Genomic DNA, 14,100 nt, shown 5'->3' with positions numbered 1-14,100 from the left:
GCGGACACCATCAATCGTCCGTGAATCACCATGCAAGGTTATCTGAAACGCATCCTGACCGCCCGCGTCTACGACGTGGCCGTTGAAACACCGCTCGAACTCGCGCCCGACCTGTCGGCGCGCACCGGCAACACCATTCTGTTCAAACGCGAGGACATGCAGCCCGTGTTCTCGTTCAAGCTGCGCGGCGCTTATAACAAGATGGCGCAGCTCACCCCCGAACAACTGAAGCGCGGCGTGATCGCCGCCTCGGCCGGCAATCACGCGCAGGGTGTGGCGATGTCCGCGCACCGCCTCGGCTGCAAAGCCATCATCGTGATGCCCACCACCACCCCGCAGGTGAAGATAGAAGCGGTCAAACATTTCGGCCAGCGTTCGGTGGAGATCGTGCTGCACGGTGACAGCTACAGCGATGCCTGCACCTACGCCTATGCGCTGGAAAAGGAAAAGAAGCTCACCTTCGTGCATCCCTTCGACGATCCGGACGTGATCGCCGGACAGGGTACCGTCGCGATGGAGATCCTGCGTCAACGCCAAGCCCCCATCCACGCCATCTTCTGCGCCATCGGCGGCGGCGGACTGATCGCGGGTGTGGCGGCCTACGTCAAGCAGGTTCGTCCGGATATCAAGGTGATCGGCGTGCAAACTACCGATTCGGATGCGATGGCGCGTTCGCTGAAATCGAAGAAACGCGTCACGCTCAACGACGTCGGCCTGTTCTCGGACGGCACAGCGGTCAAGCTGGCGGGCGAAGAGACCTTCCGCATCTGCAAGAAGTATGTGGACGAGGTGGTGTTGGTGAATACGGACGAGGTATGCGCCGCGATCAAGGACGTGTTCCAGGACACGCGCTCCATCCTTGAACCGGCCGGTGCGCTCGCAGTCGCCGGTGCCAAGGCATATGCCAAGCGCGAACAACTCAAAGGCGAGACCTTGGTCACCGTGTGCAGCGGCGCGAACATGAACTTCGACCGCCTGCGCTTCGTGGCCGAGCGCGCCGAGATCGGCGAGAAGCGCGAAGCCATCCTGGCCGTGAGCATCCCCGAGACGCCGGGCAGCTTCCGCAAGTTCTGCTCGCTGCTGGGCAAGCGCAACATCACCGAGTTCAACTACCGCTACGCCGACCCGGCAGCGGCGCAGGTGTTCGTCGGCATCCAGGTCAAGGATCAATCGGAAACTTCGGATCTGATCGACAAACTCCAGCGCAACAAGTTGCCAGCGCTGGACCTGTCCGACAACGAGATGGCCAAACTGCATCTGCGTCACTTGGTGGGCGGCCATGCGCCGGAAGCCAAAGACGAGATCATGTTCCGTTTTGAATTCCCGGAACGCCCCGGCGCGCTGATGAACTTCCTCAACAGCATGAGCCATAACTGGAACATCAGCCTGTTCCACTATCGCAACCACGGCGCGGACTACGGCCGTGTGCTGGTCGGCATGCAAGTGCCGCGTCAGGACAAGAAGGCGCTCAAGACTTTCCTCGACACCTTGGGCTACCGCTATTGGGACGAGAGCGACAATCCGGCATATCGCCTGTTTTTGGGGTGATGCGGTGAGCACGGATCACTTCCGTGTCTTATCGAGTCCGCAACACTTCGCCGCCATGATCCGAATTTGCGGGGATTACCGCGAAGTTAAGCCCCGTTCTATTGGCAATGTTGCGCGTTGCTCGCTTTGTTGGAAATTGAATAGGGGCTTATGAACATCCAAGCTAGGAAGCTGACCCTCCGGCAACGTATAATCGCCGCCCGCGAAAATATGGGCGCGGCAGAACGGCTGCGTCTGAGTCATACCATTCTGGACGCAGTGAGCAGTTTGCCCGCGTATCGGCAAGCCGCGACCATACTGGGCTACCTGAACTTCGGGGCCGAACTGGATACCGAGCATTGGATCGCGCAAGCACTGCGCGACGGCAAACGTGTGGTGCTGCCGCGTGCGAACAAGGCAAGCAAGCATCTGGATCTGTATCAGGTGCAGGATCTGCAGCTAGACGTGGCGCCCGGTTCGTGGGGCATACGCGAGCCGCTGATCGAGCGATGTATAAAAGAAGAAGCGTTGGGAACGATAGATCTCATATTGTTACCCGGCGTCGCGTTCACCCGGGACGGGGGACGCCTGGGTTATGGGGGCGGTTTCTACGACAGGCTGCTGGCACGCATGCCGCACCGACCAGCTTTGGTCGCTGCTGCGTTCGGGCTGCAAGTGGTCGAAGACATCCCGCTGGAGGACACCGACCGCGCAGTGGAATGGTTGGTGACGGAAAACGAAATATTGCGTTGTAACCGAGAGAGAGAGTAAGCGATGGCGACACAGATACCCGATCATGATCCGCAGGAAACACAGGAATGGCTGGAATCGCTCCAGTCCGTTCTGGAAAAGGAAGGCGCCCAGCGTGCCCACTTCCTGCTTGACCAACTGATCAACCATGCACGGCTGGCCGGCGACGATATGCCGATCAGCGCGACCACCCCCTACGTCAATAGCATCAAGGTGGAAAAGGAAGAGCGTTCCAGCGGCAACCATGAATTGGAACACCGCATCCGCGCACTGACGCGCTGGAACGCCATGGCGATCATCCTGAATGCAAACAAGGAATCCTCCGAGTTGGGCGGCCACATCGCCAGCTTCGCTTCGGCAGCCACTTTGTATGACGTCGGGTTCAACCATTTCTTCCGCGGTCACACCAAAGATCAAGGCGGCGACCTGGTTTATTTCCAAGGCCACTGCTCACCCGGCATCTATGCGCGCGCCTTCCTCGAAGGCCGCCTGTCGGAAGAACAATTGCGCAAGTTCCGCCAAGAAGTGGACGGCGACGGTCTGTCTTCTTACCCACACCCGTGGTTGATGCCTAGCTTCTGGCAGTTCCCCACGGTATCGATGGGTCTCGGTCCGCTGATGGCAATTTATCAAGCGCGTTTCATGCGCTACCTGCAGCATCGCAATCTGTCTCAGACCAACGGCCGCAAGGTATGGGCGTTCCTTGGCGACGGCGAGACGGACGAACCGGAATCGCTGGGCGCGATCTCCATGGCCGGCCGCGAAGGTCTGGACAACCTGATCTTCGTGATCAACTGCAACCTGCAACGACTGGATGGTCCGGTACGCGGCAACGGCAAGATCATTCAGGAACTGGAAGGTGTGTTCCGTGGCGCAGGCTGGAACGTGATCAAAGTGGTATGGGGTCGCTGGTGGGATCGTCTGTTGGCCAAAGACAAGAGCGGCCTGCTGGAAAAACGCATGATGGAAGTGGTGGATGGTGAGTACCAGACCTACAAATCCAAAGATGGCGCTTATGTGCGCGAACATTTCTTCGGCAAGTATCCTGAGTTGCTCGAACTGGTCGCTGACATGTCCGACGACGAGATCTGGCGCCTGAACCGCGGCGGCCATGATCCGTTCAAAGTGTTCGCAGCCTACTCGGCAGCGTCCAAGCACAAGGGACAACCGACCGTGATCCTAGCCAAGACCGTGAAAGGTTACGGCATGGGTTCCTCGGGCGAAGCGCAGAACCCGACTCACCAGCAGAAGAAGATGGACATCGGGTCGCTGCGTAACTTCCGCGACCGTTTCAATATCCCCGTGAGCGACGAGCAACTGCCCAACCTGCCCTTCGTGCGCCCCGCGCCCGACAGCCAGGAAGCCAAGTACCTCAAGGAACGCAGTGCCAAGATGGGCAACATCCCGGCACGCGAACCATTGGCGCATCCGCTCAACATCCCGACACTGGACGCTTTCGATGCACTGCTGAAATCCAGCGAAGAGCGCGAATTCTCCACCACCATGGCCTTCGTGCGTATGCTCGGCATGCTGGTGAAAGACAAGGCTATCGGCAAGCAGATCGTCCCTATCGTGCCGGACGAATCACGCACCTTCGGCATGGAAGGCATGTTCCGCCAGCTCGGTATCTTCTCGCAGGTGGGTCAGTTGTACACACCGCAGGATGCCGACCAGCTGATGTTCTATAAAGAATCGGCGAGCGGCCAGATCCTGCAGGAAGGCATAAACGAAGCAGGCGGCATGGCCGACTGGATCGCGGCGGCCACCGCCTACGCCAACCACGGCGTGGCGATGATTCCGTTCTACATCTACTACTCCATGTTCGGCTTCCAGCGTATCGGCGATCTGGCTTATGCAGCGGGCGACCTGCGCGCACGCGGTTTCCTGGTCGGCGGCACAGCCGGTCGCACCACGCTGAACGGCGAAGGTCTGCAGCATCAGGACGGCCACAGCCATCTGATGGCCGCGACCATCCCCAACTGCGTGTCCTACGACCCTACGTTCGCCTACGAACTGGCCGTGATCGTGCAGGACGGCATGCGCCGCATGTATCAGGAACAGCAGGACGTGTTCTATTACCTCACGGTGATGAACGAGAACTACACCCACCCGGCCATGCCGAAAGGTGCCGAGCAGGGCATCATCAAGGGTATGTACAAGTTCAGCAGCAGTAAGGCCAAATCCAAAGCCAAAGTACAGTTGCTGGGCAGCGGCACCATCCTGCGTGAAGTCATCGCGGCAGCGGAACTGCTAGCACGCGACTTCGACATCTCTTCCGATGTGTGGAGCGTGACCAGCTTCAACGAGTTGCGCCGCGATGGTATCGACTGCGAACGCTGGAACATGCTGCATCCCGAAGCCAAGCCGCGCACAAGCTACGTTGAGCAGTGCTTGGATGCGAAGACACCTGTCGTCGCCGCAACCGACTACATGCGCGCTTATCCGGATCAGATCCGTCCTTATGTGAAAGCAGAGTACAAGACGCTGGGTACGGACGGTTTCGGCCGTTCCGACTTCCGCAAAAAGCTGCGTGAATTCTTCGAGGTGGACCGCTACTTCGTCGCCGTTGCCGCATTGAAGGCATTGGCCGACGAAGGCAGTATCGAAGCGAGCGTAGTCAGCCGCGCGATCAAGCAATACCAGATCGACGCTGACAAACCGAATCCCACCACGGTGTAATCGAGGAGAACGACGTGGCAGAAATCAAGAATGTATCGGTTCCGGACATCGGCGGATTCAAAGGTGTCGAAGTCATTGAAGTCGGCGTGAAGGCCGGCCAGCAGGTCACTGCCGAACAGACGCTGATCACCCTGGAGACCGACAAGGCGACCATGGATGTGCCGGCACCGTTCGACGGCGTGCTGAAAGAGCTCAAGGTCAAGGTCGGTGACAAAGTATCGGAAGGTGATCTGATCGCGCTGATCGAAGCCAGTGCTGCTGCAGCACCGGCAGTCGCCGCACCGTCCGCACCCGCACCGCAGGCGGCACCTGCTGCAAAACCGGCACCGACTGCTGCGCCCGTTGCAGCAGCAGCGCCGGTCGCAATGGCTCCCGGCGGCAAGGCACACGCCAGCCCGTCCATCCGTCGCTTCGCCCGCGAACTCGGTGTCGATCTGACACAGGTGAAGGGCAGCGCGGATAAAGGTCGCATCACCAAGGACGACGTGCAGAACTTCGTCAAACAATCGCTGGCGCAGCCGCGCGGCGCGGCAGCCGGTGGTGCATTGCCGGGACTGCTACCGTGGCCGGATGTGGATTTCGCCAAGTTCGGCGCAGTCGAATCCAAGCCGCTGTCGCGCATCAAGAAGATCTCCGGCGCGAACCTGCACCGCAACTGGGTGATGATCCCGCATGTCACGCAGTTCGAGGATGCCGACATCAGCGAGCTGGAAGCTTTCCGCAAGCAGCTCAACGACGAATACGCCAAGCAGAACATCAAGATCACCCCGCTGGCCTTCATGCTCAAGGCGGTCGCCACCACGCTGCGCCACTTCCCGGATTTCAACGCTTCGCTGGATACGAGCGGCGAGAACCTGATCGTGAAGAAATACATCCACATCGGCGTCGCGGTGGACACACCGGACGGCCTGATGGTGCCGGTGATCCGCGACGTCGACCAGAAAGGCATCGTGCAGCTGGCGCAGGAATTGATGGAAGTCAGTGCGCGCGCACGCGACAAGAAGATCACCGCTGCCGACATGCAGGGCGGCTGCTTCACCATCTCCAGTCTGGGCGGTATCGGTGGCACGGCATTCACGCCGATCATCAATGCGCCTGAAGTGGCCATCCTGGGCGTGTCGCGTTCCAGCATGAAACCGGTGTGGAAAGACGGCGAATTCGTGCCGCGCCTGATGCTGCCGCTGTCGCTGTCCTACGACCACCGTGTGATCGACGGCGCGATGGGCGCGCGCTTCACCACCTATCTTGCGCACGTGCTCGCTGACGTGCGTCGTCTGGCCGTCTAACCAGTGACACAACCGATCGGCATCCTCGGCGGTACTTTCGATCCCATCCATCATGGGCATCTTCGCATCGCCCAGGAAGCGTTGGAGCAATGTGGCATGTCGCAAGTACGCTTCATGCCCAGTGGCACACCGCCGCATAGGCCCGCTCCCTTAGCACCCGCCAAGATGCGCTGGGAGATGGTGCGACTGGCGGTGAACGGCCACCCCGACTTCATGGTCGATGTGCGCGAAGTGTTCCGTACGGATCCCTGCTACACCGTCGATTCGCTCTCCGCGCTGCGAGCCGAACTGGGTATGCAACAACCGCTGTGTTTGATCCTGGGCGGCGATGCCTTCATGCAACTGCACACCTGGCACGAATGGCAGCAGTTGTTCGCACTGGCGCACATCGTGGTGTTGCAACGCGCGGGCGGCTTGCCGCTGGGTAACGCGATGGCGCAGGCCGACGCGGCACTGCAGACCGAATACCGCGCCCGCCTCGCCCCCGGTGCGCAAGCCCTGCACGAATCACCTGCCGGCGCGATCTTCGTCGCCGACATGCCCGCACTGGAGATATCCTCCACCGACATCCGCCGCCGCTGTATGGACGGCAAGAGCATCCGCTATCTGGTGCCCGATGCCGTCACCCATCATATTCAAACCAATCAGACCTACTCATCATGCTAAACGTAAAAGACAAGACCGCCGCCGTCGTGGCTGCACTGGAAGACATCAAAGCGGTTGATATCGATGTCATCGATACCCGCAAATTCAACTCGCTGTTCGAATCGATGGTGATCGCCAGCGCACAATCCACACGCCAGACCAAAGCGTTGGCTGACCATGTATCAAAGAAACTGAAAGAGATCGGCGAAGAAGTGGTCGGCATCGAAGGCGGTGACAGCGGCGAATGGGTGCTGGTCGATCTGGGCGATGTCATCGTCCACATCATGCAGCCCGCCGTGCGCGCGTATTACAACCTTGAAGAACTCTGGGGCGTCCAACCCAAGCTGCGCGCCCAAGCCGGCAAATGAAACTGATGATCCTCGCGGTGGGCAACAAGATGCCCGCGTGGATCACCGAGGGCTTCAACGAATACGCCAAGCGCATGCCGCGCGAGGCGAGCATCTCGCTGGTAGAGATCAAACCCGAGCCGCGCACCACCGGCAAGACCACCGCACAGATCATGGAGTCCGAGGCGCAGCGCATCCTCGCCGCCCTGCCCGCTTCCGCACACTGCATCGCGCTCGATGAACACGGCGCGACACCGACCACCAAGCAACTGGCACAACAGCTAAAAGACTGGATGCAACAGGGCGGCGATGTCGCCTTCATCATCGGAGGTGCCGACGGCCTGCACGAATCGGTGAAACAGCGCGCGCGCCAATTGATGGCCCTGTCCGCCTTCACCCTGCCGCACGGCATGGTACGCGTACTGCTGGCGGAACAGCTTTATCGCGCGCACTCGCTGATGCACAATCACCCCTATCACAGAGAATGAATCCGGGTCAGCCATGAGCACCAACCACTCACGCATCTATCTCGCCTCGCAGAGTCCGCGTCGCCGCGAACTGCTCAAACAGATCAGCGTGCGTTTCGATCCGCTGCTGCTGCGCAACGATCCGCGCCGCGAAGTGCATGTGGACGAGACACCGCTTGCGGGCGAGCTGCCGGTCGACTATGTGCAGCGCATCTGCCGCGCCAAGGCGGAGGCGGGCTGGGAAGCGCTGCTGTTGCGCAAGCTGCGGCCTTACCCGGTGCTGGCCGCCGACACCACGGTCACTGTCAACGGCAAGATCATCGGCAAGCCGGACAACAACGAACATGCCCTGCAGATACTGAGCGAACTTTCAGGCACACAGCACCAGGTGCTCACCGCAGTGGCCGTCGCTTTCGAAGGACGGCTGGAGATGCGTCTATCGACCACCACCATCACCTTCGCCGAACTGAACGAAACACGCATACGCCGCTACCTGCTGACCGGTGAAGCGCACGACAAGGCAGGTGCCTACGGCATCCAGGGCGCTGCCGGTGCATTCGTAAAACATATCGACGGCAGCTACACCGGCGTGATGGGGCTGCCATTGTTCGAGACGATAGAATTGCTGCAACATTTCGGAGTCTCCACCGCATGAATGAAGAGATACTGATCAACGTCACCCCGCAGGAGACGCGCGTCGCCGTGATGCAGCAGGGCGTGGTGCAGGAACTGCACATCGAGCGCGGCAGCCAGCGCGGACTGGTCGGCAATGTCTACGTCGGCAAAGTGAAGCGTGTGTTGCCCGGCATGCAATCGGCCTTCATCGACATCGGATTGGAGCGCTCGGCCTTCCTGCATGTGGCCGATATCTGGGAGAACCGCATCAACGGCGATGCAGCCAAACCCATCGAGAAAGTATTGTTCGAAGGCCAGAGCGTACTGGCGCAGGTGATCAAGGACCCGATCGGCAGCAAGGGCGCACGTCTCTCCACACAGTTGAGCTTCGCCGGCCGCCTGCTGGTCTACCTGCCGCAGGAAGCTCACATCGGCGTATCGCAACGCATCGAGAACGAAGAAGAGCGCGAGACCCTGCGCGTCCGCCTGCAGCAATTGCTGCCGCCCGAACACGGTGGCGGCTACATCATCCGCACCATGGCTGAAGGCTCGACAGACGAGGAGATGCGCACCGACGTGGCCTATCTTGACAAGTTGTGGGGCAAGCTGCAGCAACAGGCGAAACAACTGGGCGCACCCGCCCTGCTGTACAAGGAGCTGGATATCAGCCTGCGCGTGCTGCGCGATTTCTTCGGCCAGGAGACTGCCCGCATCCTGGTGGATTCGCGCGACACCCACCAGCGCATGCAGGCATTCGCGGCAGACTTCAGCACGGCAGCAGTGGAAAAGTTAAGTCACTACATCGGCACACGCCCCTTGTTCGACCTGTACGGCATCGAGGACGAGATCGAGTCGGCGCTGTCCAAGCGCGTCAATCTCAAATCGGGCGGCTACCTGATCATCGACCAGACCGAAGCGCTGACCACCATCGATGTGAACACCGGCGGTTTCGTCGGCGGCCGCAACTTCGACGACACCATCTTCAAGACCAATCTGGAAGCGGCGCAGGTCATCGCCCGCCAACTGCGCCTGCGCAATCTGGGCGGCATCATCATCTGCGACTTCATCGACATGGACAGCCAAGAGCACCGCGACGGCGTACTGGAAGAGTTCCGCAAGATGCTGGCGATGGACCGCACCCGCGTCAATGTGAACGGGTTCTCTGCGCTGGGGCTGGTCGAGATGACGCGCAAGCGCACCCGCGAGAGCCTGGCGCATGTGCTGTGCGAGCCCTGCCCCACCTGCCAGGGACGCGGCGAGGTGAAGACCGCGCAGACCGTTTGCTACCAGATCCTGCGCGAAATCCTGCGCGAGGCCCGCCAATTCAATGCCCGCGAGTACCGCATCCTCGCCTCGCAGCAGGTGATCGACCTGTTCCTGGACGAGGAATCGCAAAGTCTGGCCCAGTTGTCCGACTTCATCGGCAAGCCGGTCTCGCTGCAGGTGGAGAATCTTTACAATCAAGAGCAATACGATGTCATCCTGATGTAGGAGTCGTGCGTTAACTGCCAGCCTTCCGGTTTTTTGTTTACAGAAACCCGGACCCAAGGCAACAGCAACAGTGCGATTTCAAGCCGACGCAAGTCGGCTTTTTTTTATGTGTATCATCTCGCCATGCCCCATCAACTGCATAAATCCATGTTTCGCTCGACCTGCCTATGGGCTGCGCTATGCCTGCCTGCTGCAGCAGGGGCAGCAGTCGATAACCCTCTCCCCGCGCTGGCCAGCACCGGCATGCAACAGGCGGATGCGACAAGAGAATACGTATCGCAGCATTTTGTCCGCCTGGTCACCGGACTGGATCGCTTCTTCGGTGATGAGCGCAATTTCCAGGAGAGCAATCGCAGCGTGCTCCAGATCGACCTCGACGAGCAGATGACGGCCGGCGGCCAGCGCGAGACCACGCTGTCCGGCCGCATCAAACTGCACCTGCCTTCTACCGAACATCGCTTGCATCTGCTGCTGGAGAGCGATCCGGAGCAGAACACCGCCGGCCCCGGTGCCGGCCAGAATCAGACACAACGTATCGGACCTTTCCGTGCGCCGGGGGAATACGGCTTGGCGCTGCGCGTGGAAGAGAGCGAAGAACAGGTCTGGCACACCAGCACCGACGTGGGTATCAAACTACATGCACCGCTGGAACCCTTCGCCCGTGCGCGCGCCAGCCTCGTCATACCGATAGGTGAATGGCGCATGAAACCGGCGCAATCGCTGTACTGGTTCAGCCAGTCTGGTCTGGGCGAGACCACGCAAGTGGACTTCGATCGCCCGCTGGCTCCGCAGACACTGTTCCGCGCCACCAGCAGCGTGACCTGGCTGCATCTGCCGCAGCGCTTCGACCTGCAGCAGAACTTCACCGTCTTTCACACACTGGACGAGAAACGCGCAGTGCAATACCAGCTCAGCCTGATCGGCGTCAGCAAACCTCAGTCCCGCCTGGACGATGCCGTGATATCTGTACTGTATCGCCGTCAATTGAACCGGCGCTGGCTGTACTTCGAATTCAATCCGCAATTGCATTTCCGGCATGCGCAAAGCTACGACATGGATCCGCTGCTCTGGCTGCGCCTGCAAATGCTGTTCGACGAGGAATAAGGCCGATAACAAGCGCTTTTCATCTGTTGGCACATCGGCAATGCCGTATATCCTGCAGCCTCGAATATATGTACAGGTGTCCTATGCTTAAGCGATTCGCCACACTGCTGGTTGCATGTTCAATCAGCCTCACTCCCCAGTCCTATGCACAGCCGGGCCCCGAACATGCCAAGGCCGAATCGGCAGCCGTCACCACATTCCTCAATGACCTGTCCGCCAACAACGGCATCTACATGTCGATACGACGCATCGAGTTCTTCTCGGACCTCGCGAAAGGGCAGCAACCCTTTGCCACCGTCGTGACCTGCTCCGACTCGCGCGTGCACACCAATATGTTCTCGCGCGCGCCCGAGGGCCAGTTGTTCATGATCCGCAACATCGGCAACCAGCTCACCACGACGGAAGGATCGGTTGAGTACGGCGTGCACCACCTGCACACGCCGGTGCTGATGTTCGTGGGCCATTCCCGTTGCGGTGCCATCGCGGCGGTCAGCGGTAACTATTCCAAAGAATCGGAAGCCATCAAGCGCGAACTGGACACCATCAACATCTCTTCCAACCTCAACAATATGGATGGCGTGCAGGCCAACGTGCATAACCAGGTCAGTGCCGCCATGATCAAGTTCGCGGAAGAGATACGCAAAGGCGAACTGGTGGTGATCGGTGGGGTGATGGATTTCGCCGACGATATGCATAACGGCGCAGGCAAGCTGCACATCATCAACGTGAACGGTGAAAGTGACCGCAGCAAACTGGGAAATGTGAAAGCGTTGCTATCCGAAAAGAGCCTGCGGACCGGCACGCACTGATACCTGGATCAGGGTCGCAGGCAGCTTTCCGGATCGACGCTGCTGCCGGTGACCGCCACAACCTTGTGGCGCGACTGTGCGCCCTGCTTGAGCTCCACCTGCTTCAGCGCCACACCGAAGGCATCGGCGATGAACCTGCATAACGCATCGTTGGCACGCCCCTCGATGGGCGGTGCGGCAAGGCGTATCTTCAATGCCTCGCCATGCAAGCCGGACACCTCGCTGCGCTTGGCACCCGGTTGAACATGCAGCGTCAGCGTCAACACGTCACCGTTGCGGCGATACCACCCGCTCACAGCAGGCGCGTCGCGGCCTGTTCCAGCCCGCCGACCATCACGATCAGCAACAGCTGGCACAACAGCAGCAGTACCAGTATGGACAGGTCCAGACTGCCAACGGTGGGGATGCGACGGCGCAGGGGTTGCACGAAGGGCAGGTTCACTGCCGTCAGCAGCGGCGCCAGCGGCGTATGCGGATTGACCCAGGACATGACCGCCTCCAGTAGCAGGCTGGCCATCAACAGATACAAGCTCAGCTTCAGCAGCTTGACCAGCGTCCACAGCAACAGTCCGATCAGCGGGAAGGTGTCGAACGGGTAGCCCTGCAAGCTGATGAAGGCCACCAGATAGACGAATTCAAAGACGAGGGCCAGTAGCAGCGTGGCGCTATCCATGCCGGGCAGCGCAGGCAGACGACGGCGCAGCGGCAACACGATGAAGTCGGTGATCGCCAGCACGAACTCACCCACCGGATTGCGCATCGGCACACGCAGCCAGACCGCATGGAAGCGGAACAACAATACCGCCGCAAACGGTTGCAGCAGTGCATCGGCCAGGAACAACAAAGCTTCAGACAGCATCTTCAATCCTTACCCAATTCATCGCCTAATTCCTTGGAACGCGCCGCTGCCGCATGGGCGGCGGCGACGATATGCGCGCGCACATTGTTCGCCTCCAGACTCAATAGCGCACGCTCGGTCGTGCCGTTCTTCGATGTCACATTGGCACGTAGCGTGGCGATATCCTGCTGGCTGCTCTCTGCCAGCTTGGCTGCGCCGATGAAGGTATCCAGCACCAATTGCCGCGATTGGAATGCATCCAGCCCCAGCTCCTGTGCCGCCTGCTGCATCGCTTCGATGAAATAGAACACATAGGCCGGGCCGCTGCCCGAGATGGCCGTCACGCTATCCAGCATGGATTCTTCCTCCACCCACAAACTGGTGCCGACCGCCTCGATGATCGCCTCGGCACGTTCGCGGTTGGCAGCGCTCACCGCCTCCAGCGCGTACAGACCGGCCACGCCATGGCGGATCAATGCCGGCGTGTTGGGCATGGCGCGCACGATATTGCCGGTACCCAGCCAGCGGGCGATGTCATGCGCACGGATGCCGGCCGCGATGGAGATGATCATTTGCCCGGTCAGCAACGGTGCCAGGTTGCGGCAGGTGCTCTGCATCTGCTGAGGCTTCACAGCCAGCAGAATGATCTCGCTAAACGGGACCGCATCACTCATGTCTGTCGTGGCGCGCACCACGAAATCGTGATGCAGCTTCAAGCAACGCGCCTCATCCACCTCGACCACGCGAATCTTGGACGGGGAATAGCCGCGCTTGAGCATGCCACCGATCAGGGCCGTCGCCATATTGCCGCCACCAACAAAACAGATGTTCATTGTTCGCCTCCGTAGTTTCTGGCACCGAAGATCGCGGTGCCCACGCGCACGATGGTCGCGCCTTCCTGTATCGCCACCGCAAAGTCATGTGACATACCCATCGAGAGCGTGTCCATTTGCATGCCCTGCGCATTCAATACCGCCAGCAATTCGCGCATCTGCACGAACGGTGCACGCTGCAACAACGGATCATCAACCGGCGCGGGGATCGCCATGAGACCACGCAACTTCAATCGAGGCAACCGCACGACCTCACCTGCCAGCTGCAAGACCTCTTGCGGTGCCACGCCGCTCTTGCTTGCCTCGCCGCTCACATTGACCTGCAGGCAGATATTCAGATCCGGTAAGGATCCCGGCCGTTGCGCCGACAAACGTTCGGCGACCTTCAGCCGGTCGACACCATGCACCCAGTCGAAATGTTCGGCGATGGGGCGTGTCTTGTTGCTCTGTATCGGTCCGATGAAATGCCATTCCAGCGGCAAGTCACGCAGCGCCCCGATCTTGTCCAGTGCTTCTTGCAGATAGTTCTCGCCGAAAGCGGTCTGTCCGGCCTGGTATGCCTCGCGCACGGCTTCGGCCGGAAAGGTCTTGCTGACCGCCAGCAGATGCACCGCGTCGCGGGGACGACCTGCCGCTAACGAGGCTTCTGTTACAGCCCGCTTCACGGCTTGCAAGTTGGAAAGGATTGCAGTCATAATCCGGCGGCCTG

At 60.1% G+C, this 14,100-nt stretch carries 15 protein-coding genes; 11 read left to right on the top strand and 4 right to left on the bottom strand.

The genetic code is table 11. From position 1 onward, the window contains the following. Positions 1 to 30: 30 nt before the first annotated feature. The 11 genes from ilvA to ACYCZ5_RS05240 all read left to right on the top strand — a co-directional run bounded on the left by ilvA (position 31) and on the right by ACYCZ5_RS05240 (position 11,720). Positions 31 to 1,548 (top strand): threonine ammonia-lyase, biosynthetic, encoded by a 1,518-nt coding sequence (ilvA, locus tag ACYCZ5_RS05290; protein ID WP_461543742.1) that lies wholly within the window; start codon positions 31 to 33, stop codon positions 1,546 to 1,548. Between the two features lie 150 nt (positions 1,549 to 1,698). Then, positions 1,699 to 2,298: a 5-formyltetrahydrofolate cyclo-ligase gene (locus tag ACYCZ5_RS05285; protein WP_461543741.1), complete on the top strand. Its 600-nt coding sequence runs from the start codon at positions 1,699 to 1,701 to the stop codon at positions 2,296 to 2,298. 3 nt (positions 2,299 to 2,301) lie between these two features. Beyond that, positions 2,302 to 4,956 (top strand): pyruvate dehydrogenase (acetyl-transferring), homodimeric type, encoded by a 2,655-nt coding sequence (aceE, locus tag ACYCZ5_RS05280; RefSeq protein ID WP_461543739.1) that lies wholly within the window; start codon positions 2,302 to 2,304, stop codon positions 4,954 to 4,956. A gap of 14 nt (positions 4,957 to 4,970) precedes the next feature. Beyond that, positions 4,971 to 6,242 (top strand): dihydrolipoyllysine-residue acetyltransferase, encoded by a 1,272-nt coding sequence (gene aceF, locus ACYCZ5_RS05275; RefSeq protein ID WP_461543738.1) that lies wholly within the window; start codon positions 4,971 to 4,973, stop codon positions 6,240 to 6,242. Between the two features lie 3 nt (positions 6,243 to 6,245). After that, positions 6,246 to 6,908 (top strand): nicotinate-nucleotide adenylyltransferase, encoded by a 663-nt coding sequence (gene nadD / locus ACYCZ5_RS05270; protein WP_461543737.1) that lies wholly within the window; start codon positions 6,246 to 6,248, stop codon positions 6,906 to 6,908. Beyond that, complete coding sequence (gene rsfS / locus ACYCZ5_RS05265; RefSeq protein ID WP_461543736.1) at positions 6,902 to 7,255, top strand: ribosome silencing factor; 354 nt, start codon at positions 6,902 to 6,904, stop codon at positions 7,253 to 7,255. The genes nadD and rsfS overlap by 7 nt, the downstream gene beginning before the upstream one ends. Continuing rightward, positions 7,252 to 7,722: a 23S rRNA (pseudouridine(1915)-N(3))-methyltransferase RlmH gene (rlmH, locus tag ACYCZ5_RS05260; RefSeq protein WP_461543735.1), complete on the top strand. Its 471-nt coding sequence runs from the start codon at positions 7,252 to 7,254 to the stop codon at positions 7,720 to 7,722. The genes rsfS and rlmH overlap by 4 nt, the downstream gene beginning before the upstream one ends. Positions 7,723 to 7,735: 13 nt before the next feature. Beyond that, the gene (locus ACYCZ5_RS05255) at positions 7,736 to 8,356 is read left to right on the top strand and encodes a Maf family protein (RefSeq protein ID WP_461543734.1); all 621 of its coding nucleotides are present in this window, start codon (positions 7,736 to 7,738) and stop codon (positions 8,354 to 8,356) included. Continuing rightward, positions 8,353 to 9,807: a ribonuclease G gene (gene rng, locus ACYCZ5_RS05250; protein WP_461543733.1), complete on the top strand. Its 1,455-nt coding sequence runs from the start codon at positions 8,353 to 8,355 to the stop codon at positions 9,805 to 9,807. Before ACYCZ5_RS05255 ends, rng begins: the two co-directional genes overlap by 4 nt. A gap of 147 nt (positions 9,808 to 9,954) precedes the next feature. Then, the gene (locus ACYCZ5_RS05245) at positions 9,955 to 10,911 is read left to right on the top strand and encodes a hypothetical protein (RefSeq protein WP_461543732.1); all 957 of its coding nucleotides are present in this window, start codon (positions 9,955 to 9,957) and stop codon (positions 10,909 to 10,911) included. 83 nt (positions 10,912 to 10,994) lie between these two features. Then, positions 10,995 to 11,720 (top strand): carbonic anhydrase, encoded by a 726-nt coding sequence (locus ACYCZ5_RS05240; RefSeq protein WP_461543731.1) that lies wholly within the window; start codon positions 10,995 to 10,997, stop codon positions 11,718 to 11,720. A gap of 8 nt (positions 11,721 to 11,728) precedes the next feature. Here ACYCZ5_RS05240 and ACYCZ5_RS05235 read toward each other — a convergent pair whose 3' ends face one another. Genes ACYCZ5_RS05235 through ACYCZ5_RS05220 form a run of 4 tightly spaced genes read right to left on the bottom strand, consistent with a single transcriptional unit; the run spans position 11,729 to position 14,086 of the window. After that, positions 11,729 to 12,016 carry a DUF167 domain-containing protein gene (locus ACYCZ5_RS05235; RefSeq protein ID WP_461543730.1) on the bottom strand — a complete coding sequence of 96 codons (288 nt, stop codon included), beginning with the start codon at positions 12,014 to 12,016 and terminating at the stop codon, positions 11,729 to 11,731. Then, positions 12,013 to 12,579, bottom strand: coding sequence for a YggT family protein (locus tag ACYCZ5_RS05230; protein ID WP_461543729.1), 567 nt, complete (start codon positions 12,577 to 12,579; stop codon positions 12,013 to 12,015). The genes ACYCZ5_RS05235 and ACYCZ5_RS05230 overlap by 4 nt, the downstream gene beginning before the upstream one ends. A gap of 2 nt (positions 12,580 to 12,581) precedes the next feature. Then, entirely contained in the window at positions 12,582 to 13,391 is an 810-nt protein-coding gene (gene proC / locus ACYCZ5_RS05225) for a pyrroline-5-carboxylate reductase (RefSeq protein WP_461543728.1), read from the bottom strand. Then, on the bottom strand, positions 13,388 to 14,086 hold the full coding sequence (locus ACYCZ5_RS05220; protein WP_461543727.1) for a YggS family pyridoxal phosphate-dependent enzyme: 699 nt from the start codon (positions 14,084 to 14,086) through the stop codon (positions 13,388 to 13,390). Before ACYCZ5_RS05220 ends, proC begins: the two co-directional genes overlap by 4 nt. Positions 14,087 to 14,100: the final 14 nt, after the last annotated feature.

Source organism: Sideroxydans sp. (genome assembly GCF_054604835.1).
The sequence above is the reverse complement of the archived record's forward strand: the minus strand, read 5'-3'. Positions and strand labels throughout refer to the sequence as shown.

Bases quoted from the DNA above. Each gene is read 5' to 3' on its own strand.
- proC (WP_461543728.1), bottom strand. From the start codon at position 13,391: ATGAACATCTGTTTTGTTGGTGGCGGCAATATGGCGACGGCCCTGATC.
- ACYCZ5_RS05245 (WP_461543732.1), top strand. From the start codon at position 9,955: ATGTTTCGCTCGACCTGCCTATGGGCTGCGCTATGCCTGCCTGCTGCA.
- rsfS (WP_461543736.1), top strand. From the start codon at position 6,902: ATGCTAAACGTAAAAGACAAGACCGCCGCCGTCGTGGCTGCACTGGAA.
- ilvA (WP_461543742.1), top strand. From the start codon at position 31: ATGCAAGGTTATCTGAAACGCATCCTGACCGCCCGCGTCTACGACGTG.
- ACYCZ5_RS05230 (WP_461543729.1), bottom strand. From the start codon at position 12,579: ATGCTGTCTGAAGCTTTGTTGTTCCTGGCCGATGCACTGCTGCAACCG.
- rlmH (WP_461543735.1), top strand. From the start codon at position 7,252: ATGAAACTGATGATCCTCGCGGTGGGCAACAAGATGCCCGCGTGGATC.
- ACYCZ5_RS05220 (WP_461543727.1), bottom strand. From the start codon at position 14,086: ATGACTGCAATCCTTTCCAACTTGCAAGCCGTGAAGCGGGCTGTAACA.
- ACYCZ5_RS05240 (WP_461543731.1), top strand. From the start codon at position 10,995: ATGCTTAAGCGATTCGCCACACTGCTGGTTGCATGTTCAATCAGCCTC.
- aceE (WP_461543739.1), top strand. From the start codon at position 2,302: ATGGCGACACAGATACCCGATCATGATCCGCAGGAAACACAGGAATGG.
- ACYCZ5_RS05285 (WP_461543741.1), top strand. From the start codon at position 1,699: ATGAACATCCAAGCTAGGAAGCTGACCCTCCGGCAACGTATAATCGCC.
- rng (WP_461543733.1), top strand. From the start codon at position 8,353: ATGAATGAAGAGATACTGATCAACGTCACCCCGCAGGAGACGCGCGTC.
- ACYCZ5_RS05255 (WP_461543734.1), top strand. From the start codon at position 7,736: ATGAGCACCAACCACTCACGCATCTATCTCGCCTCGCAGAGTCCGCGT.